At 46.4% G+C, this 26753-nt stretch carries 18 protein-coding genes; 5 read left to right on the top strand and 13 right to left on the bottom strand.

Annotated features, from left to right (window positions below):
* Positions 1-222: 222 nt before the first annotated feature.
* Positions 223-4563: an amino acid adenylation domain-containing protein gene (locus QUA57_RS04725; RefSeq protein WP_333059760.1), complete on the top strand. Its 4341-nt coding sequence runs from the start codon at positions 223-225 to the stop codon at positions 4561-4563.
* Positions 4564-4686: 123 nt separating this feature from the next.
* Entirely contained in the window at positions 4687-5844 is a 1158-nt protein-coding gene (locus tag QUA57_RS04720) for an aldo/keto reductase (RefSeq protein ID WP_333059762.1), read from the top strand.
* 318 nt (positions 5845-6162) lie between these two features.
* On the opposite strand, the gene QUA57_RS04715 is transcribed toward QUA57_RS04720, so the two are convergent.
* From QUA57_RS04715 to QUA57_RS04685, 7 genes are all read right to left on the bottom strand, one after another.
* Positions 6163-7203 carry a tetratricopeptide repeat protein gene (locus QUA57_RS04715; RefSeq protein WP_333059764.1) on the bottom strand — a complete coding sequence of 347 codons (1041 nt, stop codon included), beginning with the start codon at positions 7201-7203 and terminating at the stop codon, positions 6163-6165.
* A 453-nt stretch (positions 7204-7656) separates the two neighbouring features.
* Entirely contained in the window at positions 7657-8430 is a 774-nt protein-coding gene (locus QUA57_RS04710; RefSeq protein ID WP_006635054.1) for a carbon dioxide-concentrating mechanism protein CcmK, read from the bottom strand.
* A gap of 205 nt (positions 8431-8635) precedes the next feature.
* Complete coding sequence (locus QUA57_RS04705; protein ID WP_333059767.1) at positions 8636-9325, bottom strand: carbon dioxide concentrating mechanism protein; 690 nt, start codon at positions 9323-9325, stop codon at positions 8636-8638.
* 289 nt (positions 9326-9614) lie between these two features.
* The gene (locus QUA57_RS04700; RefSeq protein WP_333059769.1) at positions 9615-11252 is read right to left on the bottom strand and encodes a ribulose bisphosphate carboxylase small subunit; all 1638 of its coding nucleotides are present in this window, start codon (positions 11250-11252) and stop codon (positions 9615-9617) included.
* A 117-nt stretch (positions 11253-11369) separates the two neighbouring features.
* Positions 11370-11675, bottom strand: a complete 306-nt coding sequence (locus QUA57_RS04695) for a EutN/CcmL family microcompartment protein (protein WP_006635057.1) — start codon at positions 11673-11675, stop codon at positions 11370-11372.
* Positions 11676-11931: 256 nt separating this feature from the next.
* The gene (locus tag QUA57_RS04690) at positions 11932-12273 is read right to left on the bottom strand and encodes a carbon dioxide-concentrating mechanism protein CcmK (protein ID WP_006635058.1); all 342 of its coding nucleotides are present in this window, start codon (positions 12271-12273) and stop codon (positions 11932-11934) included.
* Positions 12274-12369: 96 nt separating this feature from the next.
* The gene (locus QUA57_RS04685) at positions 12370-12681 is read right to left on the bottom strand and encodes a carbon dioxide-concentrating mechanism protein CcmK (protein ID WP_006635059.1); all 312 of its coding nucleotides are present in this window, start codon (positions 12679-12681) and stop codon (positions 12370-12372) included.
* A 623-nt stretch (positions 12682-13304) separates the two neighbouring features.
* Here QUA57_RS04685 and QUA57_RS04680 point away from each other — a divergent pair.
* A complete protein-coding gene (locus tag QUA57_RS04680) occupies positions 13305-15179 on the top strand; it encodes an NAD(P)H-quinone oxidoreductase subunit F (RefSeq protein WP_333039567.1) in 1875 nt (624 codons plus the stop codon).
* A gap of 134 nt (positions 15180-15313) precedes the next feature.
* On the opposite strand, the gene QUA57_RS04675 is transcribed toward QUA57_RS04680, so the two are convergent.
* Complete coding sequence (locus QUA57_RS04675; RefSeq protein ID WP_333059770.1) at positions 15314-15925, bottom strand: Uma2 family endonuclease; 612 nt, start codon at positions 15923-15925, stop codon at positions 15314-15316.
* Between the two features lie 128 nt (positions 15926-16053).
* Between QUA57_RS04675 and QUA57_RS04670 the strand changes: the two genes are divergently transcribed.
* Positions 16054-17568, top strand: a complete 1515-nt coding sequence (locus QUA57_RS04670; protein WP_333059772.1) for an NADH-quinone oxidoreductase subunit M — start codon at positions 16054-16056, stop codon at positions 17566-17568.
* Between the two features lie 174 nt (positions 17569-17742).
* Positions 17743-18909, top strand: a complete 1167-nt coding sequence (locus QUA57_RS04665) for a CO2 hydration protein (protein ID WP_333039571.1) — start codon at positions 17743-17745, stop codon at positions 18907-18909.
* 483 nt (positions 18910-19392) lie between these two features.
* On the opposite strand, the gene QUA57_RS04660 is transcribed toward QUA57_RS04665, so the two are convergent.
* From QUA57_RS04660 to QUA57_RS04640, 5 genes are all read right to left on the bottom strand, one after another.
* Positions 19393-20112, bottom strand: coding sequence for a PHP domain-containing protein (locus tag QUA57_RS04660; protein ID WP_333059774.1), 720 nt, complete (start codon positions 20110-20112; stop codon positions 19393-19395).
* A 399-nt stretch (positions 20113-20511) separates the two neighbouring features.
* Positions 20512-22929 carry a bifunctional serine/threonine-protein kinase/ABC transporter substrate-binding protein gene (locus QUA57_RS04655; protein ID WP_333059775.1) on the bottom strand — a complete coding sequence of 806 codons (2418 nt, stop codon included), beginning with the start codon at positions 22927-22929 and terminating at the stop codon, positions 20512-20514.
* A 169-nt stretch (positions 22930-23098) separates the two neighbouring features.
* Positions 23099-23860: a ZIP family zinc transporter gene (locus tag QUA57_RS04650; RefSeq protein ID WP_333059776.1), complete on the bottom strand. Its 762-nt coding sequence runs from the start codon at positions 23858-23860 to the stop codon at positions 23099-23101.
* A gap of 153 nt (positions 23861-24013) precedes the next feature.
* Positions 24014-25645, bottom strand: coding sequence for an alpha-amylase family protein (locus tag QUA57_RS04645; protein WP_333059778.1), 1632 nt, complete (start codon positions 25643-25645; stop codon positions 24014-24016).
* Between the two features lie 439 nt (positions 25646-26084).
* Positions 26085-26663 (bottom strand): DUF3611 family protein, encoded by a 579-nt coding sequence (locus QUA57_RS04640; protein ID WP_333059780.1) that lies wholly within the window; start codon positions 26661-26663, stop codon positions 26085-26087.
* Between the last annotated feature and the right edge of the window lie 90 nt (positions 26664-26753).

Raw genomic sequence — 26753 nt, 5'->3', positions numbered from 1 at the left:
CAACGCCTTTCCCCTAGTCTGTTTTAACTGAGATGTTGCACCATTCTCAATTACTTGTTTAGGAACAGGCAAGATGCCTGTTCCACAAGACATAAAATTTATTGTGGAACAGGCATCTTGCCTGTTCTTGACAATGGTACAAGATGTGAGTTTTAACGGACTTGAGCTATAAGCTTTGGACTTAAGTCCCTGGCGATCCTAAAACATAAAGCAATATAACCAATGCAAACAATTAATGGATTTCGGCTTTCTCCTCAACAAAAATATCTGTGGCTGTTGCAACAAGATAGTCCCGCTTATCGCGCGCAATGTGCGATTTCGATCGAGGGCAATCTCCAAGCAAATGCCTTAAAAGCAGCGCTGCAAAAAGTCAGCGATAGCCACGAAATTCTGCGGACGAGCTTTCAGCGACGTTCTGGGATTAAATTTCCGATTCAAGTCATCGGCGATCGCAGCTTAATTTCCTGGCAGAGCGTTAATCTCGAATGCTTGACCCCGCCAGAACAAGCGGCTAAACTCCCTGAAATTTTTCAAAGCGAAAAGCGCTCAGCTTTCAACTTTGAACAAAATCCAATTTGGCGCTTATCCTTAATTTCTCTATCAGCAAACAGGCACATTTTGCTTATCAGCCTTCCTTCCCTGTGCGCCGATTCGCGCACCCTCAAAAATCTAATTCGAGAAATTAGCCAGTGTTATGCAGCTTGCTTGCAAGGTGAGGAACTGACCGACGAAGTGGTGCAATATGTCCAATATTCGGAATGGCAGAATGAATTGATTGAGGATGAAGAGGCGGCAGAGGGCAAACAATATTGGACCGATCGGGATTACTCGGCGCTAGCGAGTTTAAAATTGCCTTTTGAAAATAAAAATAGCAGCGCGTCCGATCCATTTGAACCGAATTTTTTTGAGGTTAAAATAGAACTGAGTTTACTAGAAGAAATAGAAGCGATCGCCCGTCGCTATGATACCTCAATATCTGCTTTCTTTCTAGCTTGCTGGAAAACGTTGCTCTGGCGGGGGTTGGGAAAGGCCGAAATCATTATGGGCACCGCTTTCGACAATCGCAAATATGAAGAATTAGAGCCAGCACTCGGTCTATTTGCCAAGTTTTTACCGCTTCGCAGCCAACTGCAAGAAAATTTTACCTTTCAGGAATTCTGGCAGGAAATTCAGCAATCCCAAAGCGATGCTTATAAATGGCAGGAATATTTCAACCGGGAAGATATAAACGGCTCGGCTGGATTTCCATTTTGTTTTGAGTTTGAGGAACAACTAGAAAAGTATGCGGCGGCTGGCGTAGATTTTTCAATTTACCAGCAATATGTCTGCAGCGATCGCTTCAAAGTTAAACTCTCCTGCGTGCGCCGAGAGGATGCTCTCATCGCTGAGTTTCACTACGATCCGGCCTTGATAGGGGAACCAGCGATCCAATGTTTGGCAGATCAATTCTACACCTTAATAAAAAGTGCAGCTAATCACCCAGAAACCGCTCTCGGCGACTTGGAAATTCTGAGCGATATCGCCCGCCACCAAGTCTTAGTTGAGTTCAACCAAACACAGAAAGATTACCCAAAAGACAAGTGCATTCACCAGCTATTTGAGCAACAAGTGGAGCGCGTACCAGAGCGCCTTGCGGTTATCTGTGAAAATCAGCAGCTCACTTACCGGGAACTCAACGCCCGCGCCAACCAAATCGCTGATTACCTACAACACTTAGGAGTAAAATCCGAAGAATTAGTGGGAATTTGTACTGAGCGATCTGTGGAGGCGATCGCCGGAATGCTCGGCATTCTCAAAGCAGGCGGCGCGTACTTGCCACTCGATCCGGCCATGCCAAAAGAGCGCCTCGCCTTGATGTTGCAGGATGCCGGAGTGGCAGTGCTATTAACGCAACAACAGCTAATCGAAAACCTGCCAAAAACTCAGGCAAAAATCCTTTGCTTAGACGCAGAAATTCCCTCTGTTTCCCCCTCTCCCTCTCCTCCTCTCTCTCCTGAAAATTTAGCTTATGTCATTTATACTTCCGGTTCCACTGGCACGCCAAAGGGAGTGGCAATTGAACACCGATCGCTCGTCAATTACCTTTACAGCATTCAGGAACAGCTAAACCTGCCATCAGGTGGCAGTTTCGCCACCGTTTCTACCTTAGCAGCAGACTTAGGAAATACAGTAATTTTTCCAGCTTTATGTACGGGAGGAAGCCTTCACATAATTTCCCAGGAACGAGCCACCGATCCAGAGGCGATCGCTGCTTACTTTCAGCAGCATTCCATTGACTGTCTCAAAATCGTTCCCTCGCATCTAAAAGCTTTATTAACCGCTTCTAATCCGGCGCAGGTTTTGCCGAAAAAGCGATTAATCCTTGGGGGCGAAGCCTTAAGTTGGAATTTGCTCGAAACTATTGAGAAATACGCCCCAGACTGTTTAGTTTTCAACCATTACGGGCCAACAGAAGCCACCGTAGGCGTGCTGGCTTATCCCATCAAAGACCGAGAAAATTGCATTTCTGAGACAGTTCCTCTCGGTCGCCCTATCAATAACGCGCAGATTTATTTACTTGATTCGCACTTGCAGCCAGTTGCCATTGGCGTGTCCGGCGAGTTATACATCGGCGGTGCTTCTTTAGCTCGCGGCTATCTAAACAAAGCCCAATTAACCGCAGAAAAATTTATCCTCAACCCCTTCGACGCCGAACCAGGAGCGCGTCTGTATAAAACAGGAGATTTGGCTCGGTATTTGCCGGACGGAAATATTGAGTTTTTAGGACGGATCGACAGCCAAGTTAAACTGCGAGGGTTCCGCATTGAATTGGGGGAAATAGAAGCAGCGCTATCTCAACATTCCGCTGTGCGCGAAGCAGTAGTTTTGCTACTGGAAAATGAACCGGGGAACCAGCGCTTAGTGGCCTATGTTGTACCCGCGAGGGAATCAGCGATCGCTATTAACGATCTGCGGTCATTTGTAAAAGAAAAACTGCCCGACTACATGGTTCCTTCTGCTTTTGTCGTAATGAAAGCATTGCCCCTCACTGCTAATGGAAAAATAGACCGGCGGGCGCTGCCAGCGCCGGAGGTGGCGAGAGCCGATTTAGCAGATACTTTTGTCGCTCCTAGCACTCCCATTGAGAAAATGCTTGCTGAGATTTGGGCGGAGCTGCTAGGGCTGGAAAAAGTGGGGATTTATGACAATTTCTTTGATTTGGGGGGACATTCATTACTGATTACTCAGTTGCTAGCAAAGGTAAGAGATGCTTTCCAAAAGGAATTGCCCTTGCGCCGTTTCTTTGAAGCGCCTACCATTGCTGCTTTAGCAAAGAATATTGAGGTGAAGCATGGGGCGGATTCTGCGGGCGATCGCACTGCAAGTTTCGATATTAACGCTGAAGTTGTTTTAGATCCGGCAATTCGCCCTGTAACTCCATTGAGCGAGCCAAAAACTGAACCAGCTTGCATTTTCTTAACAGGGGCGACGGGCTTTTTGGGAGCCTTTTTACTCCGCGATCTCTTGCAACAAACTCAAGCAGAAATTTATTGCCTAGTCCGTTCTGCGGATTCAGAATCAGCTAAAAAGCGGATTCAAAGCAGCCTCGAGTCCTATTTAATTTGGGATGAAAGCAGCAGCGATCGCATTATCCCAATTGCTGGAGATTTGTCTCAACCACTTTTTGGGCTTTCCGAGGAGCTGTTCCAAGTTTTAGCCAGTAAAATTGATGTCATTTACCACAATGGCGCGTTTGTCAAGTTTACTTATCCCTACTCGGTTCTCAAACCCGCTAACGTTTTGGGGACGCAGGAAGTTCTGAGATTGGCGAGTCAAAGTAAGCTAAAACCAGTCCATTTAATTTCTACGATTTCCGTTTTCTCGGCAATGGGAGAATCTGGAATTAAGGTGGTGCGAGAGGAGGATGAACTCACTCCGGGAGAGAGTCTCAAAGGCGCTTACACTCAGACTAAATGGGTGGCAGAAAAGTTAGTAGAGGTGGCGCGCGCTCGCGGGATTCCTGTTACCATTTACAGGCCAGGCCGCATTTCTGGGGACAGCAAAACAGGGGCCTGCAATCCCAGTGACTTACTGTACAGGTTAATGGCTGGTTGCGTGCAACTTGGATGTGCGCCCGATGACGATAAGCTGATGAATGTAGCGCCTGTTGACTATGTGAGCCGAGCGATCGTTCATCTTTCGAGGCAAAAAGAATTGCTCGGAAAGACTTTTCATTTAGTCAACCCTCAGTCCTTTCAAATGAGTGAATTGCTTGGCTGGATTTGCTCAATGGGTTATCATATCAAACGAGTTTCTTCTGAGACTTGGCAAGCAGAAATAATCAATCGTGCTGGATATTCTCCAGAAAATGCGTTGTATCCGCTTGTCGGTCTTTTCTCGGAAAAAGTTTCGGAAGCAGAAATGGCTAAATCTGCCACGCTGCAATTCGATTGCCAGAAGGCGTTGAAGGGACTTTCTGGAACGGACATTATCTGCCCGCAAGCGGATGCGAGTTTGTTTCGGACTTATTTTTCCTATCTCGTCGATCGCCAGTTAATAGAGGCTCCCAAACATCTGGTCTAAAAATGTAGAGGCGCGAGCGATCGCGTTTCTACCTGGCTCACTTTGAGGAGAATTTTAAATCAAGCATCACTTAGACTTGCGGAAATCCTGATTAGTTTATTTAACAGAAGGCAAAAGATTTTTATGTTAGGAAGTAGTAATGCGATCGCGATCGCAGGCAGAGCTACCGCAGAAGGAACGGGGCGTTACAGGGAACGGCACAAAAAAAACTGTGCAGCCGATCACTTCCGAGAAACTGGTTCGCTCGTTGCCAGCTCGATTGGAATTGGCACCTACCTTGGGGAACCAGATGAGTATACTGACACTCTGGTGGCGGAAGCTGTAGTTGAATCGGTTCGGCGAGGTACCAACGTAATTGACTCAGCAATCAACTACCGCTTCCAGTACGGAGAGCGGAGTGTCGGAAAGGCTATCCGGCGTCTCCTGGAATCGGGAGAAGCCTCAAGAGATGAACTAATTATCTGTACGAAAGGCGGCGTTGTTCCCCATCCAACTCCCAACCATGTAGAGTGGTTTTATCAGCAGTACGTCGAGCCAAACAACTCTACTGTCAGCATGGCAGATTTGGCTGAGGAGCGTTACTGCATCCACCCAGAATACATTCAAGATCAGCTTAATTGGAGCCTCGCCAACCTCGGCATTGAGACAATCGATGTCTACTATCTTCACAATCCAGAAAAGCTACTTTCTAAAGTTGAACCCGATACTTTTTACAATCGGTTGCGAGAGGTTTTTGAGGTACTTGAAGGTGCGGTTTTAGCTGGAAAAATTGCTAATTACGGTGTGGCAACTTGGAATGCTTTTCGCGTACCTCCAACTGAAAAGTACCATATCGATCTGGCGCGTGCGAAGTCCATTGCTCGGGAAGTAGCTGGGAACAAAGAGGATGGGTTTCGGTTTATCCAGCTTCCTTTGAATATGGGGATGCCGGAAGCGGTGCTAACTCCAACTCAAACAATCGAAGGAGAACAAGTTTCAGTATTGGAAGCTGCTGATCGCTTAGGCATTTGGGCGATCGCCAGTAGGTCGATCTGTGAAGCGCAGGTTATCGGTCAGATCCCAGAAAAGATTGCTTCTGCCTTTGGCGAAAGCTTGCGGACAGACTGCCAGCGGGCGCTCCAATATACCCGCAGCGCCCCTGGCCTCCTGAGTGCCCTTGTAGGGATGAAAGCGCCAAAACATATAGAAGAGAACCTAGCCCTCGCTGCTGTCCCGCGGCTTGAGAGAGCAAGCTTTCAGGAACTTACTGATTCCATTGTTCAAGTGTTAAACGGAAATTGAAGTTCCCCTTGCCGGAGAACGGCTGAGCTTAAAATCTTGAATGGCGTTACCGAACCTTACCTCTTTTCTGTCACTCTCGGAGTATTAAAATAAAAGCGTGAAAAGATAAAAACGCTATAAGTGAGGCATAGCAATGGATGTAGAGTTACAAGTTCTCCAACAGTTGGCGAGAGACGGATAATCAACAATCAGAATGATATAGCAATCCTTTAGTTTCAGTTAATGTTTATGCAGCTTCCGTACTTAGTGTGCTACAATTGGATATTCTTGTAACATTTTAGCCGACTAAGTACCGAAGAGCCTTGATTACTGACTAAATCAATCATTAATAAATTCACCTTCACAGATAATCGAGTCTCTGTTCTCCAAATCTTCTTGATTCCAGACCGCGTTTAATGCTGCTGAACTTAAGGAAGTTGACATCGTATTTAATGTTGTGTTGTAGTATTCTGCAGCATTATTAAGTTCGACCTGTGGCGCTTCCTTGAAGTACGAATTAATATCAGGCGTACACCTCTGTGCTTGGTAGTATAAATAAGCTTCAGCATTAATGCACATTACATGGTAGAAATCCTTATTTGCTGCCGTAATATCTCCAAGTTTATACAGCGCTAAACCCCGGTTGAGATAAGCTTTAACATAGTTCGGATCGAGTTCTACGGCTTTGTCAAAGTCTTCTATTGCAAGCTGCATTTGTTTTAATTTATAGCGAACGCAACCTCTGTTATAATACGCATAAACATTTTGTGGATCGATCGCGAGTGCTGTGTTGTAATCTGCCAGCGCCTGCGTATTGTCTCCTAATTGGTGATAACAGAGACCGCGATTTATGTAAGCTTTGATATATTTTGGATTCAACCGCAGCGTTTCGTTAAAGTTTTCTGTTGCTGCCTCTTTTTCTCCCAAAAGGTAGTAAGCGCGCCCCCGGTTGTAATAGGTTTTATAATTGTTGGAATTGATAGATAGAGCTCGATTGTAGTCTTCTATTGCTTCTTCGTAATTTCCTAAATTAGCAAGTACAAGGCCCCGGTTGTTGTAGATAGCGTGGCTGTTAGGCTTATTTGCTAAAGCACAGTTTAGATCCTCAATGGCTTTTTCGTGTTCTCCGAGATGACGCCAAGCATTGCCTCGATTCAAGTAAGCCTCGAACAAATGAGGGTTGATATCTAGGGCTTGGCTGAGGTCTGCGATCGCTTTTTGGTAGTCTTTCATGTAATAGTAAACCAAACCGCGATTGTTATAGGCTTTGGCATCGGCGGGATTGAGTTGCAGTATCTGATCGAAGTCCTCAAGTGCCGCTTCATAGTTTCCTTTCTTGGCGCGGTGCAAACCGCGCTTGTAAAATTGTTTGAGGTTCATAGGTCCACTTTCAGGATTGCTTGATTCTGGGGGTTGATTCCTGTGCAGTCAGTCTGGAGTTCGACAGCCGTTAATCTGTTGAAAGAGCATCCACCTGCGGTCAAAGTAACTCTTAAATGATTCCCGGAAATCTACCCTAAACAGAATTTGTGGTTTATTTTAACAGTAGTTAAATCCTGTTGAAAGGCTCTGCACGTCCGCTGGATTTACTTATTAGTCAGTTCGATAGTTTACCCGACGATCGACTTGCTCTCAAAAGTCTAGTTTTACTTGGTGCTCTGTGTCTCTTGATGCGGCGGCGAGCGGCTCGATCGGCAAATTAAGTTTGAGACCGCTACTCTGTATAAATTGTTGCCAGCAGTCCTACCGAGTAAACTCTATATTTTTTTGACAAACTTCGTCTCAGTATTTGCGGTAGTACGTCTCTACAAACTTTTGTTGCCTAATTACCAATTACCGATTGATTTCCTCTTCCACATAAACAGTCAATTTCTCCAAATCTGGAAGTTCGATCAATTCTTGTTCCTTTTCCTTAACCGACACGGGCATCATCACAGGTTTACGCTGCTCGATCCAGCAACTCGCCAGCGGTAAAGTTTGTTCCAAATCTTCCAAAGGCCTGGGAATTACCATCACCGCGTTCAACTCGCCAATTCTCTCAGCCTCGTACATCCCCGCTTCTACGGCTACTGCTACATCTGCAACTGCACCGCGAATAATTGCCGTGCACAAGCCGGCGCCAATTTTCTCGTAAGCTGCCAAGTGTACGTCTGCGGATTTGAGCATAGCATCGCAAGCACCGACCATTGCCGGAAATCCCCGGGTTTCGAGCAAACCGATCGCCTGATTGCTAAGCCGAGAATAACTGCCTTTTTCCGAAAGTTCAGTCAGCCGAAAGCCGATCGGCAAAACCACTTCCAAATTAGCCAAAGGTCTAGGAATTACCAACTTAGAAACAAACTGCCCGAACTGTTCGGCAGTTTGAGCTCCAGCTTCCACAGCCAAACGCACATCCGAAATTCTGCCCCGGACGATCGCGGTACAGTGGCCGGAACCAATTTTTTCGTATCCTACTAAAATCACTCCTGCCGACTTCAGCATCATGTCAGCAGTCCCCACAATTGCCGGAAAACTCTTGGTGGATACCAAACCCAAAGCAGTGTCTTTGAAGTATTCCTGGCGCTGCGATCGCTCTTCGTGACTGTTACGATCTGTTTGTCCGTCCATCTTCTATTACCCTTAGAAACTTCCCAAAATAAAAATTTGTTGATAGTTTATAGTTTCTCAGATGAGAAGACAGACTGCACGAGCTACAAGACACAGATTGCTGCGGCAAGGCCTTACCAATTGCTGAGCTACCAATAATATGAGATTACCTATTTATATTTGATCTTTCTGCCTTCAGCATAGCTGCCTTTTGCGGAAATGACGGCTACCCGGAACCGCCCGATAGAGTTTGGCCGTTTTCCTCCGGTCGATTAAAAGCTTGCCGGTGCGGAAACAGCGTCCCCAACAGCCGATTGATGTGAGCTTGACCGTACAGAATAGTTGGGATTTCCCCTGGCTGGGGCGGCTCTGCGGCAGTGGATTCCGGCGGCTCTGGGGCAGTCTCCGGCGCAGTTTTAGGCGGTGTTTGGGCGGGTTGTGGCGGCTCGATCGGCTCGATCGGCTCGATCGGTCGATCCACTGGTGGCGTAGTGGCTTCGGGGGTTTCTGGTGATGTTGGCGCTGCTGTTGGCGCTGTTGCGGTTGCTTCTTCTGCGGCGGCTTGGCGGCTGTTATCTCCCATTAGAGAACCTGCTGCCATAATTTGCATTTTCTCGATACAAGGATTGATTAGGGTCGTCCCGGCGCCAATACAGGCATTTTCCCCGATCTTTCCGGCACCTACCACCAGCACGCCTGCACCCAGAATAACGCCCGCCGCGATTTCCAGAGTACCTTCACGGGCGTGAAGGATAACTCCCATACCGATACAGGCACCGGCGGCGATCGAGATCCGGCTGCCCGGCTCTGCTTGCAGGATTGCTCCAGGGGCGATCGCCGCACCCTCATTCACAACTACATCGCCACTCATCAAAATCTGAGAGTTGCTACTTAATTGCAGTGGCGATAAATACATTCGACTTCACCATGAAAGGAGCTATTTTTTTCGATAAAACGACTTTAAATTATGGATTTTCTCGACTGATAAATTTAACCATGTCAATCTAAGAAACGATAATTTACTAATACTGAGAATCTTGATGCTTTAACGTTTTATAGAAACTTTCCGAAGATTCTAGATTTTGACCAACATTTCTCATTCGAGCTTTTTAACTATCTCAAATCCTACTTCAATCCGCTTGGGTTTCTCCCGTTTGCCCCAGTGCGAGGGCTTAACGGAAGAAACAGGCTAATTACCAGGCAAATTAAGGTCGTTGGATAATTTCTTCGAGTACCCGGCGCTTCGCCTTGGAGTCGATGCCGAGCAAGCGGACGTACTCGCCGCTGTGTTCTTTGAGACAGCTTTCGAGGGCAGAAATCACTTCGGATTCGCGGTTGGATGAGATCGGGGCGCAACTGCTCCAAGAACCGGTGCGGAAACGGCGCGCGTCGGCGTGTTCCGTGCCAATTTTGTAGCCTTGGGAAAGCAGGTTGCGGATTTGGTCGATCGTCTTGCCGGTCAAACTTCCGCTGCTGGCGGAACCAGTCGAAGCTGCTTTGTATCCCGAGGTTGCTGCAGGCTTAGCCGATTGAGCAACTGGGCCGTCGGGACGCTGAATAATTTCTTCAACTATGCGTCGCTTAGCTTTCGGGTCAATCCCGATCAAGCGCACGTATTCGCCTGGGTACTGATTCATCACAGCTTCCAAAGCGGCGATCGCCTCAGATTCGTTTCTGACTTGCAGCGAAGCCCCGCTTTGCCAAGAACTGGTGCGGAAGCGGCGGGCGTCGGCGTGTTCCGTCCCCACCTTGTAGCCTTGAGCTAGCAAGCCGCGAACCTGAGCCACTGTTTCGGCACTCAATTTTCCACTTGACACGGAACTGCTATTGTGGTGTGAACCTTGTTGTGCAACTTTACCGTTAGATTGGTGAGTTTTCGCACCGTTTGAACCGTTAGAGCCGTTGTCTCCCGGTCTTTGGACGATTTCTTCTAGTACGCGGCGCTTGGCTTTGGTGTCAATCCCGATCAAGCGGACGTATTCTCCTTGGTGCTCGGCCATGCAAGCTGACAAAGCCGCGATTACTTCAGAGTCGCGCTTTGAGGCAATCGGGCCGCAAGTGCGCCAAGAACCGGTCCGGAAGCGGCGTGCGTCGGCGTGTTCGGCTCCCACGCTGTATCCTTGAGCTAGTAAATTGCGGATGCTATCGGCAAGAGTTGAACTCAATTGGGTGCCGGCATGGGTAGAATATTTGGTTTGAGTCATATTTGGGTTTTTAGTTTGCTCGTTGCGAATTGGTGCTAGACAGGCGATGTTCTCAGCGCAGCGATAACCCGTTCTCAGAGCGTCATTGATGCCGATGACATGGGTCGCAAATTGAATGTCAGAATCTTGAACGTCAGGCAAGCGATCGGCTTGCTTCTGATTAGTGATGATGGCTCCCGAAGGTACGTACTTACCGGGGGGAATCTCCACATCTTTAATTAGTACGTGCATCATGACAATGCAGCCGTTCCCCACTCTGGCATTGAACACCGTAGAGCGAAAGCCGATAAAGCAGTTGTCGCCCACGTATGCCGGGCCGTGAATTAAACTCATGTGGGTGAGGGAAGTATTTTTCCCCACCCACACAGAATAGGATTTGTCGTCGTCTCCTGTGACTCGGCCTTGTTCTAGGCCGTGAATCACTACTCCGTCTTGAATGTTGCTTCCTTGTCCGATATAAAAAGGAGTGCCTTCATCGGCGCGGATAGATGTCCCGGGGGCAATCATCACATTAGAACCGATATGCACATCCCCAATAATATTAGAAAAGGAATGTACGAAGGCGGTGTCGTGAATTTGGGGCTCAGCCAAGTTTTTCGACCAAGGCGTCGGGGGAGCCGCAACGTTGCGGACTGCCATAAATTAAGTTCTCCTAAGCTGAAAAATTTTTTGTTAGTTGTTAGTTGTTAGTTGTTAGTTGTTAGTTGTTAGTTGTTAGTTATTTTTCCACTAACTGTTAACTGCTAACGGTTGCAACTAGCCGTACGGGTCGTCTTTTTTACTGTAAATGAGGCGGTTTTCTACATTGACAGTATCTATAATGCCTACTACTAGAGCATCGATCGGACGGTTTTCGCTTCCGGGCGCGATCCGGGCTGCGCTGCCTCGGGTTACTAAAACCCATTCATCTATACCAGCGCCCACACAGTCAGCGGCTACCTCATAGCCGGGAACTGGCGAACCTTCCTCATCGATGAATTGCAGCAGTAGAAATTTCGATCCTCTCAGTGTCGGCTCTTTTTGGGTACTGACAACTGTGCCGAGAACTTTGGCCATTTGCATTTTAGGTAATAGGTAATAGGTAATTGGTAACTGTCATTTTTACACTGTCACTTGTCTTTTTTTAATTAGCTCTGTCCTCAGTCCGCTGTCCGCTTTTTAGAGCTTCGTCTAGTAACTAATGACTTATGACTCATGACTCATGACTAATAACCAATATCCCATACCCACCTCAATTAAAAATTAAAAATGCTAAATCAAAAACAGCGCGATTTTTAATTTTTAATTACCAAACGCCCCTAACAGCCGATCGCCTATCTTATGATCTGTTGAGGGGGCGAATGCCGCTAACGCCTTCACGGAACTGTTCTACAGCTTCCGTGTAGCGAATCGGCAGCACGTACTCTAAGTTTTCGTGAGGGCGGGCGATAATGTGGGTGGACATCACTTGTCCGCCGTTAACGCGCTTCACTGACTCTACTCCGGCTGCGACAGAAGCTTGCACTTCCGAGACATCTCCTCTTACAATGACCGTAACCCGAGCGCTACCGATTTTTTCGTAGCCTACCAAGGTGACGCGGGCTGCTTTGACCATCGCGTCAGCGGCTTCTACCACTGCGGGGAAGCCTAGGGTTTCGATCATGCCAACTGCAATTGCCATTGGTTTTACTCCTGATTGAATATTTGGGGAACTAAACAGTTAATTTTTGACGATCGCACAAATTTTCCTTTAACGAAATTTTTGTGCGCTAAGAACTTAGTAGCCTCGGAACTGTTCTACTGCTTCTGTATATCGAATCGGCAGAACGTATTCTAGGTTTTCGTGGGGGCGAGCGATGATGTGGGTAGAGACGACTTCTCCGCCGTTCACACGCTTGACGGATTCCACTCCTGCTGCGACTGAGGCTTGGACTTCCGACACGTTGCCGCGCACAATTACGGTGACGCGGGCGCTGCCGATTTTTTCATAGCCCACGAGGGTAACGCGGGCAGCTTTGACCATAGCATCGGCAGCTTCCACCACAGCGGGAAAACCTTTTGTCTCAATCATTCCCACGGCAATTGACATTTTTGAATCTCCTTTGAGGATGAGCGAAATTACCGTTACAAATCTTTGAGAAATCTAAAAATTTGGACGGGGAGGCCCACATTTTTTAGTAATGCAGTGTAAAGCTTCCTATCCTATAAGAATAGGGGAATCTGTCCACCTTGACAATATAAACTAACATCATAATGTTTAATAACAAAAATTAAAATTTTTTATGTTACTTAAAATAATTTAATATTTATTTAATAATCTTAATATTTAGAGGGGTAGATACCGAGAGCGAGGGGGGATTAAAGTAAGTAATAATACTCATAAAGTAGAGTTCGGTATGTGAAGTCGGAGCTAATCACTGCCGGGAAAATTGGGGATTTCAAAAGGGGGATCGCAGGGAAATCGGCAAAAAAGGCAGTCTTGGCCCATCGGCAGGCATTTTTTTCTTTGAGTGCCTCTTCTACTAAGCCACTAATTTTGTGTTGAGAGAATTCTCAGTTTAGATGCTTTAATGTATAGTGAATCTTGGGTGCAAATTATTTTGCCAGAACTATACGATCGGGTTTAGTCAAAGTTTTAGGGTATCACGCGATCGCCCGCAACTGTTTTTGTATAAAGGCAGCCCGTAATTTCAAGTTTAAGGGATAAATTAAATGACTCAATTTCTCCTCCAAGCCTGTTGGTGGGTACCTTTATATGGCTTAATAGGCGCAATTTTAACTTTGCCGTGGTCTACGGGAACCGTTCGGAGAACAGGCCCGAGGCCTGCGGCTTACTTCAATTTGCTGATGACTGTGTTGGCTTTCCTGCACGGGTCAGTTATTTTTACAGCGACTTGGGATCAACCACCCCAACAGTTGCTAGTGCACTGGGTGCAAGCAGCAGATTTAGATTTGTCTTTTGCAATAGAAATCTCCACCGTCAGCGTGGGAGCAATGGAGTTAGTTAGTGTTCTGAGTTTGCTAGCACAAATTTACGCTCTAGGCTACATGGAAAAAGACTGGGCGCTAGCTCGATTTTTTGGGCTGATGGGTTTTTTTGAAGCGGCAATTAGCGGCATTGCCATTAGCGACTCGCTGCTTCTAACTTACGCTTTGTTGGAAGTGCTGACGCTTTCAACTTACTTGCTAGTCGGGTTTTGGTACGCTCAACCGCTGGTAGTAACCGCCGCTAGAGATGCGTTTTTAACCAAGCGTGTAGGAGACGTGCCACTGCTGATGGGAGTAGTGACGCTTTCAACTTTAGCAGGAAGTTTGAATTTTTCCGATTTGGAAACATGGGCTGAAACTGCAACTTTGTCTCCTGTAGTCGCGACTCTTTTAGGTTTGGCTTTAATCTCCGCACCTACGGCCAAGTGTGCTCAATTTCCCTTCCATCTATGGCTCGACGAGGCGATGGAAGGACCCAACCCGGCTTCGATTATGCGGAATACGGTAGTTGTAGGCGCTGGGGCTTATGTTTTGATTAAACTTCAGCCTGTTTTAGCGCTTTCGCCGATCGCAGATGCGGTGCTGGTGGTTTTGGGTGCGGTGACGGCGGTTGGCGCTTCCTTGGTAGCGATCGCCCAAATCGACATCAAAAGAGCACTATCGCATTCTACCAGCGCTTCTTTGGGTTTGGTGTTTATCGCCGTGGGGCTAAATCAAGTTGACATTGCTTTGCTGTTGCTGTTCGCGCACTCGATCGCCAAAGGCCTATTATTCATGAGCGTAGGGTCAATTATTACTACAACTAACACTCAAGATTTAACAGAAATGGGTGGGTTGTGGTCGAAGATGCCTGCCACGACTACGGCTTATTTAGTAGGCGCTGCGGGGATGGTAGCGCTGTTGCCTTTGGGGAACTTTTGGGCGATGCGACGCTGGCTCAACGGTTTTTGGACTGTGCCTTTGTGGCTGGTAATTGTGCTGCTTTTAGTTAACGGTTTGACAGCGCTAAATTTAACTCGCATATTCGGTTTAGTGTTTGTGGGAAAACCGCAGCCGAAAACTCGCAGAGCTCCAGAAGTTGGTTGGCCGATGGCTTTGCCGATGGTAATTTTGACGGTAATGGGGCTATTAGTTCCTTGGATGTTGCAGGAGTGGCAACTATTAATTAGTTGGACTGGGCCTTGGGCGGAAACGGGAGATTTTGATGCTTTAAATTTGCTTTTGAAGACGCTGGATACGCCGCTGTTGTTGTTATCTGGGTTGATTGGCGTTGCGGTTGGGGTGGCGATTTATTGGTACGGGGTATTACCTCGACCGGTACGGCTGCCGGTGCCGGCGTTGCAGGATTTGTTTGCTTACGATTTTTATATCGATCGAGTTTACCGCTTGACTGTCGTTTGGGCTGTGGCTTTTATTTCTAAAATCAGCGCTTGGACTGATAAGTATGTGGTGGATGGGGCGGTGAATTTGTTCGGTTTTGCCACAATTTTCAGCGGTGAAGGGTTGAAGTACACCGGCACTGGTCAGTCGCAGTTTTATGTGTTGACTATTGCGGGGGGGGTTGCTGTGTTGCTGGCGTTGATTATTTGGCAGTTTTAAACTGTAGAGGTTTGCAGATGAATTTTTCGGGGTTTGTCTGCTTTTGGTCTGATGTTATTTAATTTTTAACCGCAGATGAGGGCGGATGAACGCAGATGATTTTAGTCTGGGTTTGTCTGCTTTTTTATCTAGTTTTATTCAAAATCGATCGGCCATAATTCGGTCACTGGAACTTCCCAACCGGGCAAAAGTTCGGGAATTGAAATCATGTCGCCGTCTCTCAATACCACTGGCTCGGCTATCGGAGTGTAAATTGTTACTGTATGCTTGTCTGGGTCGATTAATATTCCTACTTTGGCTCCGAGTTCGATGAATGATAAAATTTTTTCTCGGAGGGGTTTGAGGCGATCAGACTGAGATTTGATTTCTACCACTACGTCGGGAACAAGTTCGGCAAAATACCTTTTACTTTGTTTGAGGCGATCGGCTACCACAAACGAAACGTCCGGTGCTGTAAGATTTGAATTGGGGAGAATAAACCCGCCGCTGGACTCAAACACTCGTCCGAGTTTGCGGGGTTTGACCCAGTTACGCAAAAGACTGCCAAACTCAAGTCCAATTTCGCTCGATACAATGTCTGATGGGCCCATAACGATAATCTTCCCGTCTACCAGTTCGAGTTGGTAGTCTAGATGTGCTTCGCAGAGTATACCTTGCAGTTCTTCCAAGTCGGCAACGGTGAGGCGGGTGGAAGGAGAACCGGATTTAATTTGCAAATCTTCTCGATCTGTAAGACTTGAGGTCATAGGAGGATTCCAGAGACATTTGAATCTATGTTAACAAGAAAATTAGCCGATCGCTTTTATATGTAGTTGCTTTGCGTTAATGTTAAATATAGCTCTAAATACTGTGTAACAAAGGAAAGTTTTAATTGATGCTCAGTGCTTTAATCTGGATACCAATGTTGGCTGCTGCCCTGATTGGGCTCTGGCCCGGTTCAGTGAGTTCTAAAATAGTTCGGAATGTCGCGATCGCCATTGCGGGTATAACTTTTATTCTCTCGGTGATTTTGGCAGTTCAGTTTGATGCCAGTACCAGTCAGTTGCAGTTTTCGGAATTTATTCCTTGGGTAGATGTTTTGGGATTGAATTACAATCTCGGTGTTGATGGTTTGGCTCTGCCTTTGGTAATTTTAAATACTCTGCTGACAGGAATAGCTATTTACGCTACGGATGAGTCGATCCGCAGACCTCGACTTTATTATTCTTTGATTTTGTTAATTACCGGCGGCGTAACAGGGGCTTTTTTATCTCAAAATTTGCTGCTATTTTTCCTGTTTTTTGAGGTAGAATTGATTCCGCTTTATTTGTTAATTGCGATTTGGGGAGGCGAGCGCCGGGGTTACGCTGCTACTAAGTTTTTAATCTATACTGCATTTGCGGGAATTGTGCTGCTGGCTGCTTTCTTGGGCACTGGTTGGCTTAGCGGTGCTTCGAGTTTCGATATGGTTGGTGCAGCGGGCGCATCACATTTGCAAGGAGGATTGCCCTTGCCTTTGGTAAGGCAAATTGTTTTGCTGGCAGGGGTGTTGCTGGCTTTTGGTATTAAGATGCCTTTGGTGCCTTTTCATACTTGGCTGCCCGATGCTCACGTAGAAGCTTCGACGCCGGTTTCGGTGCTGCTGGCGGGGGTGCTTTTGAAGCTGGGAACTTATGGGATGCTGCGCTTTGGTTTAGGTTTGTTTCCCGATGCGTGGGCGGTGGCGGCACCTTGGTTGGCGAGTTGGGCTGTGGTCAGTGTGCTTTACGGAGCGAGTTGCGCGATCGCCCAAAAAGATATGAAAAAAATTGTAGCTTACAGTTCGATCGCTCACATGGGCTACATTTTGTTAGCTAGCGCCGCAGCTACTCCCATTAGTATGCTGGGAACTGTTTTGCAAATGGTTAGCCACGGTTTAATTTCGGGGCTGCTATTTTTGAGTGTCGGCGTTGTTTACAAAAAATCCGGCACCCGCAACATCGATGTGCTCAAAGGTTTATTCAATCCAGATCGCGGTTTGCCGATGATTGGCAGTTTAATGATCCTCGGTGTGATGGCAAGTGCCGGCATTCCGGGTTTGGCTGGATTTATTGCTGAATTTTTGATATTTCGGGGCAGTTTGCCAGTGTTTCCGGTGCAAACTTTCCTCTGCATGATCGGCACTGGTTTAACTTCAGTTTACTTTTTAATTATGGTCAACCGCGCCTTTTTCGGCCGCCTTTCGGATGTGGTGGTAAATTTGCCGCAAGTCCGCTGGCGCGATCGTATTCCTTCGCTGGTTTTAGCAATAATTATCGCCATCATGGGAGTGCAGCCGGGAGTTTTAGTTGGTTTGAGCGAAAAAACTGCGATCGGAATGGTAGCTAATGTGCCACCCCAAGTTAAAGTGATTGCTCAAAACTTGAAATAAAATATGACCTAGGTTCGTAGCATCGGACTTTAGTCGTATGGCAGTTTTCAATCCCATGAAATACAGCAGACGGCTGTAGGGACACGGCACTGGCGTGTCCCTACCTATTCCCTTCATCAGTGTATCCGTGTTCAAATCCGTGTCGTGCCTTCCTTCAATTCAGGTTAAATAAAAATGAAAAGTACCGTATTAAAACCCTCTTCCCATCCCCTAGCCGTATACATTGACCTCTTAGAATCAGGCAAAGCTTTACTGCCTGAGTCTACGGAAAATGTAGTTGAAGTTGTCGGCGTGCTGAAAAGTTATGGTATTGTTTTAGATGCCTATTCTCGCAATCTCAATTATATTGCAGAAGAACAGTTTTTAGTGCTTTTCCCGTTTTTTAAATATTTCAACGGAGATGTGACCGTGCCCAAATTAATGCGCTATTTATGGCACGATCGCATTAATTTTGAGTATGCTGAGTATTGCATGAGAACAATGCTTTGGCACGGCGGCGGCGGTTTGGACACTTATTTGGATTCCCCGGAATTTAGCAGTTTGGTCGAAAAAGCGATCGCGGCTAAGCTGAAAGGTAATTTTTTCATGCAAGCCCTCCACAAAGCATTTCCTGATTTTTTGCCCGAACAAGTGCGGATGCTAGCTTACTACACCGGTCTCGGTCAGTTTTGGCGAGTAATGAGCGATTTGTTCATAGACTTATCTGATTCCTACGATCGAGGAGAAACTAAGTCTATTTCTGATGTAGTTGATTTTGTCAAAGCCGGTTTAGTAGCCGCGGCCAGCCTACCGATTACCTACAGCGTCAAGATTGGCCCTCAAGTCTACGATATACTGCCAGCGACGGCAAATTTGACATTTTTACCAGATGTAGCCGTGCCTTATGTAGAGGCTGTTTTCTTTCGGGGCACTGCGTTTTTTGGCACAGTTTCATACAATGCTCAAGCTCATCAAATCCCGGAAGAACAAAGAGAATTTGCCTACGGGGCTTTGTTTGCTGACCCTTTACCTATTGGAGGTGCAGGGATTCCGCCAACTCAATTGATGCAAGATATGCGGCATTTTCTGCCGGATTATTTGCACGAAGTTTATCGCACTAGCTGTCGGGGTGAAGACGATGTGCGGGTGCAAATTTGCCAGAGTTTTCAGAAGTCGATGTTTTGCGTGACGACGGCGACTATTTTGGGTTTAGCACCTCATCCCATGAATACCTCCGACCCAGAGGAAAAAAAGGCTAATCGAGCTTATTTGGAAGGTTGGATGGATCGATTTGGGAATTCTCGCTTGGATTGGGCAAATCAGCCAACTAATAGGGCCTGTCAGTTGTTCCCAGAACGGTAGAAGGGAGACTACTTTTTAGGGAGCCAGGTCTCTAGGAGTTGCAACTATATTACCGGCTTTGGCAATTTCTTTCTTGTGGAGGGCGAAAGCTCATCCTGGCTAGGGAAAGGATATCGTTTCCGGTTGCATCGGAATAATAAAATCGAGTCAACACTTACCACTCAACCATTCAGTTTTTCGACCCGCCCGTCAACAGTCAACAGTCAACAGTCAACAATAATTCCGGTGCAACCGGAATTAATATGATATCACGTCTCGTCAAATAGCCGTTCTAAGCCAAGTAGTGAAAATTTCAGTCCTCAAACTTTTATGAGGACTGAAGTTTTCACTATCAAACAATTTTATGGTAGTCATTTTAGCGGACATAATATGACCTGAGAAACTGTTTGTTTTTGGGTCATTGTGATTGCTTTCATAAGACATATATCCGCTAACGCTTAGACTGGCAAGGACAGGGTAAAGCACTTCTTATTTCCCAAGTATCTAGATTCGGACTAGAAGACTCAGACCGTGAGAGTCCGTGCCACAAGTTCCCAGCAAACCATAACTTTCTGCTAAATCTTTGACTAAAGCAGTTTGTATGGGACTCGGTTTCCAAGGATTGGGATTACCGTAAGCATAGTAAATCTCTACACCGTCAATGCCGAAACGAGAGGCTTCTGGGATTAGTTTATCTGCCGTCGATCGATACCTGCAAGGATGTGCCAGAACTGCTAAACCTCCTGCTTCATGAATAGCTTCAATTACCCTGGCTGCTGAATAACAATAAGTGCCTTCAGTGCTTTTACCTCGTAGGTATGGTTTGAGACTGGGATGTTGCGGATCGAAGGCGTAACTGAGAATGTGTACCTCATTGTTGAGCAATTCGGCATTAATTTCAGCGCCTGTCCAAAGACTAGGTGCTTCGCTATTTTTGTCGGGATGGTTTAATTTCCAATTGTCCAGCCAAATTTGAGCTTTAACGTAGCCTTGGGTACTGTGGTGGTCGGTGATAGCTAAGCCCTTGAGGCCGCGGGCTATGGCTTGTTCCATCAATTTCTCTGGCTGCAATCGCCCGTCGGAGTAGACTGTGTGCATATGAAAATTATAGGAACCCGGACAGCTCTCGGCATCAATTGTCTGAAAGACTTGTTTGAGTGCTGAGATATTTTGGGCTTCTGGTTTGAGACTAGAACTTGTTGAGGAAGCGAGATTGACAGCCATAAGCGTTATTATAGAAAAAACTAACCTTGTTTAATATATCTAATAAATTGATATGTTGCACCTGTGGCAATAGTCGGCTGTAGGATTGAAACATCTGTCGGATTGTTGCGTTCGGCACAAGATATCAATTCACTCGCACATCTTGCACAATTCTCTATCCAGCATTTTATCGTCGGGTGGGGGCGAGTTTATGAGATTATTGATTTTAGGCAATTATATTTGGTAAAACTCGTCCCCGACGGTTTGTTGACAAGGCCGGAAGATATCAATTACTCCCACATATTGCATCATTCTTAACAACAGGCTGTCCGGCCTATTCCACCAAGAGTTAATTTTCTTGTGGGGTGGGCATCCTGTCCGCCCTCTACAGGTTGGTTGAAAATGGCACAAGATATCAATTCAATCGCACTTTAAACCTGCAGCTGCGGCTGTGGGAAATTCGATCGGCACAAAGGTAACGCCATATATTGCTGTAGAACAGGGTACAATATGCGCTACTCGTTTGGGAGGATTTTTCCGATTTCCCGTCTTTGAGTCAAACTCAATTATACCCGTGGCTCCCTCGGCTTTAAAGTTTGGATCGGCTAAGGTTTTTTGCATTCCTTCGCGGCTGGGTTCGGGCTGCATTTCTAGGGCTTTAATCAGCGTCCGGGCGGCATCGTAGGTTAAGGCAGATCGAGTATTTACCGGGCCTCCCCACAATTTTTCCGCGTTGACAGGAAACTTTTTGTCAAAGCTTGCTAGCGGATGCCAAAACAGGGATATTCCCAGTTTTTCAATAGACTTTAACTGTTTGGCTACTTCTAGCGTTCTCGGCTCGTACAAAGTCCAGGGACCGACAATCCAATTGCGATCGCCGTTAGCTTTTATCATTTCGATCGCATTTTCCAGGGAATTAGTGACTTGACCGTCGGGAATGACAAGTAAGGCTGTTCTTCCGGTCTTCTCAACTTTTTGGATGGCTGCTTCGGCGTTAAAATTATTTTTAGATAAATCGTAATAATTACTTAGCCTAAAAGTTGAGCCTCCTTTTGCTTCAAATTGCTTTTTGAATTCTTCCCACAAAGAAGCGCTGAACGGACTGTTGGGATTGTAAAATACTGCGGCTTTTTTCTCATCGACCAATAACAGTTGATTTACTAAAGCTTCAGCTTCTAGGCTAGTTGTCGGAGCCGTCCGAAAGAAAAATTTTCGAGGTTTTCGCGTCAGTTCTTCTGTGGTGCTTCCCGGAGAAATGGCGATTAGTTGATTTTGATTGTAAATATCTACTGTTTCCACAGTCATGTCGCTGGTGTAGTGTCCGATGACTGCTAGAATATCGGGCTGAGCGACCAGATAATTAGCCCTTTGAACGGCATAGGATTTGATATTGCCATCATCAGCAATGATGACTTTCAGACCTTTTTTCCTAATAGCTTTTGGTTCGAGAAAGCCTTGACCGGGAAAATCTTTATTGTTCTCATTTGCAGCCAGAAGACCTAAATTAACTTCGGTTTGAGCTTGAGCAATGCCACGGAGCAGTTCTTCGGCTAAATTTGCGTTGAGGATGCTGCCGTCCTGATTGCGGCGGATAGGGACAACAATTGCGATCGTGTAATATTCTGCATTTATTGCCTTCAGCAAAGCATTGTTGATGTAAATTAAAGTTTCTGGATCTCTGCGGTCTTCCCGCCAGGACTGTTTGAGCAATTTTAAAGCTTCGGGATAATTTGAGTCGGCAAACTCATTGATTCCCCTTTGTTTTGACCACAGGGCGGAGGTTTGCACTAAGAGTTTTTCGCCGGAACTTACACCATCGGCGGAGGGTGTAGGCAGCGTTTTTCCCGGCGGGGAAATTATCGAGATTAGCGGGGAAATTCTGGGGATTAAAAATACGATCGCCCCAAAAGCTGCAATCCCCGCAACGCCGAACAGCAGCCAGCGAAAGCGCGATCGCAACTTCCGCGAAGTTTTGGGTACTTGGGGCCCTGGGACGATCGACAAATCCAAGTCTTGCAAAACTTCATCAACAGATTGGTAGCGGTCTTGAAAGTGGAAACGCACCATCTTGGTTAAAATATTTTTGAGCTTGTTGCTAACCGGTTCAGATGTTAAATAATCCCAGACAATTTCACCAGTTTCGGGGTCTTGCGGCAGATTGGTGGGACGCCGCCCGGTGAGGGCTTGAATCGCGATGATTCCTACTGCATAAATATCATTATAGGGTTGCGGGAGAGACCGCGTATCGTGTTGTTCGGCAGGCATATAACCCCTGGTGCCGATCGCCTGCGAGCTGAATATTTCACCAGTAGAGTTAGAGGTAAAAGTGCCGATTTCTTTGACGGCCCCAAAATCAATTAAAACAATTTTTTGATCAGTTTTGCGCCGAATTAAGTTAAAAGGTGTAATATCGCGGTGAATAATATTTTCTTGGTGGACTGATGTTAATATTTCCAGAACTTCCCGCAACAAAGCAACAGTTTGTTGCTCATTCCACTGATCGCCCGCAGTGAGTTCTTGACTAAGCGGATGTCCTTTAACGTATTCTTGCACTAAATAAAAATGGTCTTTTTTTTCAAAGCTATCGAATAATTCGGGAATGCGCGAGTTGTTGCCGAGACGGCGCAAAGCGCTAGCCTCCCTTTCAAATCGCTTCCTTGCCCTCTCCAAGACGCGCGGATCGTTCGATGAGGGAAAAGGAATTTCTTTAACGACGCACAGAGGATTATTAGGTTGGTTTATTTGTGCAGCCGTGTAGGTTCTAGCAAACCCTCCCTGTCCCAACAAAGCGATAATTTCGTAGCTTTCGTGCAGGATATACCCTGATTCGAGACACATAAATTTTTCAACACCTCTTGAGTGGCTGCGGTCTTTAAGGTTGATTATAAGCTTTTGCCCAGTCAGATACAGCTTGGCAACATATTAAATTCGTATGTGTCTATATCAAAAACACTATAAGTGTCAGCAATTCTACATTACTTTAGTGATCACCATGGCTAATTATCAATTATCTTTCGGCTAATTTACTGAGTACAAAAGCAGCTAAAAAACCGCAGACAGTAATTAATCCAGCAAAATCGTGAGTTTCCTCGAATGCTTCGGGAATCATAGTATCTGAGATCATGGCTAAAATACCCCCGGCTGCTACTGCGGTAGTAGCGGCTATTACTTCCGCAGAAAAGCCACTGAAAACCGTATATCCTAACAATGATGCGATACCGGAAATAACTGCGATCGCGCCCCAAACTCCAAAAACGTAACCCATCGATCTCCCTGCTTTTTTCATACCGGCGGCGCTGGAGAGCCCTTCGGGAATGTTGGAAAGGAAAATTGCCGCTACTGTCACCCAACTGACAGCGCCTCCAGAAATCATGCTGACGCCAACGACGATCGACTCCGGTATCCCGTCTAACAGCGCGCCGAGGGCGATGGCTAATCCGCCATCGCCTGACTCTGTTTTAGCTGGGTGCAAAGCGCCCGATCGCTTGCGGTGTTTTGCTCCCTGTTGACTCAAAAACCAATTGGCGGCTGTGTAGACAGCAGCGCCACCCAAAAAGCCGATCGCCGTCGAGTCGAAACCGCCGCACTTGTAAGCTTCATCCATCAGTTCAAAGGATAGCGCTGAAATCAGCACACCGGCGCCAAAAGCCATAATTGTCGCGATCGCGCGCTGGGGAATGCTGACAAAGTAACCCACCGCCGCTCCCAGTAGCAATGCCGACCCCCCCACTAAACCCCAAAATCCTGCCTGCAACCATACTGGAAACATCAGTCGCACCTCAAAGGAAAATTTTTTTTATCCTCGCCTAAAAATTATATATATGACTTACGGATGGGGGCCAGAAACCGCGTTGTTTACCTAATCAGCGAAGTAAATTCCTAATAGTTAGAGTCGCTAGTGTTCCCATCAACATTAACTTTTTTACCCCAGGATTCGATTGACTCGAAACCAGCGATAGCCGTAGGGTTCTAAGGGAATAGAGGGCGAGTCCGCACCGAGAGATTCATACAGGCGATCGCCAAATAAATCGAACAGAGGGGTGTATTCGTGAGATTTCAGCGTAGCGGTACAAGGTTTGTCGGCTAAATTGTGCACAGCAATCACCGTCCTGCCTTGCCAGTCGCAGCAGTGGGCTAACACCGAGGGAGAGTCGGTTTCGAGAATGTGCCACTTGCCCCTACCCCACTCAGGACATTGCTTGCGGATGCTGATTGCACGTTCCATCCAGTTAATTAATGAGGCAGGATCGCGCTGCGCTGCGACGACATTGACTTGTTTGTAACCGTATTCTCCGTGGGCGATCGCAGGTCTGGCAAGGGCATCAGTTGCAGCCGTCGAGAAGCCACCATTCGGTGCATCTGACCATTGCATCACCGTGCGGACGCTGCCTCGACCTTCCAGCGAAAGATCGTCGCCCATGCCAATTTCTTCGCCATAGCGCAGCATGGGTGTACCAGGCAGAGTGAAAAGCAAGCTGTAGACCAGTTCAATCCGGCGGCGATCGCCTGCCATCATCGGTGGTAAGCGACGACGAATCCCACGCCCGAAAATTTGCATAGTTTTCTCAGGGGCAAACGCTGCAAAAATTTCCTCTCGTTCCGATGAAGTAATGCGGTCTAGCGTCAGTTCATCATGGTGGCGCACAAAATTAAGCCACTGACAAATATCAGGAATATCCGGTAAGGTTTTTAGTCCATCGCGCAGCGCTGTGGATTCTTGACGTGCCAGGGCCAAAAACAGATGCTGGTTCAGCAAAAAGTTAAACAGGATGTGCATTCTGTCGCCCTTAGCAAAGTAGACAGGAATTTGCTCGCGATCAACATTTGCTTCTGCCAGCAATACAGCATGACTCTGACGCGATGACACAAACTCTCTCATTTCTTCCAAGAAACCTCGCAGCTTTTCGGGGTCTGCACCTTCGATGCCAATTCCTGTAATTAAAAAGGGAACAGCATCAATGCGAAATCCAGACACACCCAGTTCTAGCCAGAAACCCATAATTTTGCAGATTTCTTCTCGTACTGCCGGATTGGCAATATTCAAATCTGGCTGTTCTTTATAGAAGTGATGCAAATAGTAAGCGTTTGCTTGTTCGTCGTACTCCCAAATACTGTCCTCGGCATCGGGAAACACCAGCAATTCTGGAGCGGTTTTGGGTGGATTTTCTGACCACACGTAGTAATTGCGATACTTGGAGTTTTTATCGCTTTTGCCTGCAACAAACCAAGGATGCTGATTGGACGTATGATTTACTACCAGATCGATCAGCACCCGAATTCCTCGTTCCTTTGCTTGGTGCATGAACTCGACAAAATCTCCCAGGGTTCCGAGTCTCGGATCAATGTTGTAGTAATCCATCACGTCGTAACCATTGTCGCGGTTAGGGGAAGGATAAAACGGCAGCAACCACAAACAAGTAATTCCTAGCGCGGATAAATAGTCTAGGCGGTTGATAAGTCCCTGAAAGTCGCCAATACCATCGCCGTCCGAGTCCATGAAGGTTTCAACATCGAGGGAGTAGACAATTGCGTTTTTATACCAGAGGTCTTTCATTGCAGTAAATTTCTTAATAGAGAAACTGTCTAACATGGCTTTGTTCCGAAACCAGGTCACAGGGTTATTATTTAGGAAGCTGAATGCCACGGTTATAGCTCATCTTTCGGAATATGAGCCTAAGTCCTGTTGTCCCAAGTAAAAATATATCTATCCATCTAAAGGTAGATGAAATATCTATCAAGATAATAAAGAAATTACGTTTTTTAAATAAAAAAACGGTAGCTCAAGCTGACTACCATTAGCAAGAGCGATCGCTACCAATTACTGATTAGATGTTCATCCAAATAGCCCAGTTGTTTAGCTTGTAGCTGCACTGCCTTCGCTCTCTTTCACCAAGACAGTGCAAAACCAAAAACCTTAGTTAAATAGGCCAGCGGTTGTATGTCCTGACGGCCTAGGAGTTGTGTTTGCCTTTAGCGAACGCTAATTTTGCCAACTACTCTTCTACCCAATTGAGTAACCCAAGAGAAGTAACAGCTCCAAAAAAGTGAGCGCCTATCAGATTGACGTTGGCCATCGTCACAAAAATATCTAGGGAACGAATCACATTTTCTGGCGCATAAGCTGCCATCGCTTGGGGCTGACTAAGAGTTTTTGCTAGAACTACAGCAACTGTTTCTTCAGAAGCAACAAACGCGATTAATACCCCCACCAAACTAGAAACTAATCCAATCCGTAAGGTGTGAGTAATATGTTCTTTGCTGGGATATACCTGGGAATTTTCGGCGTGCAAAAGTCGCCCTAAAAGCCTATAGCGAAAATCCCAAAAAATTCTAAAGCACAGCAATAACAGACCAACTACCGCTAAAAATATGCCGAATCCAATACCTGCATTATTATTGGTTTGATCGCTCATGTTGCGACCCAACATAGCAAATACTAAAACAATGCCGGAAATAGCACCCAAGAATAACTGTATCCAGAAGCTAAATCTACTAAACAAGCGAAAAGTTGCGACGAATTCGCTTTGGGTCAGCGGTTGCGACAGGGATTCTGGTTGATTCAGTTGAGTCATTATATACACCTTATTGCTGAATTGAGCGTCAAAGCAAACGACGTAAGAAATAGGTTCTGCTTGTCTTCCTGTCGCAAGCGATCGCCTTGT

The sequence above is a fragment of the Microcoleus sp. Pol7_B2 genome (assembly GCF_036701035.1).
Lineage (GTDB): Bacteria > Cyanobacteriota > Cyanobacteriia > Cyanobacteriales > Microcoleaceae > Microcoleus.
Note: the sequence above shows the minus strand (reverse complement) of the source record. Positions and strands in the feature narration are given on the sequence as shown.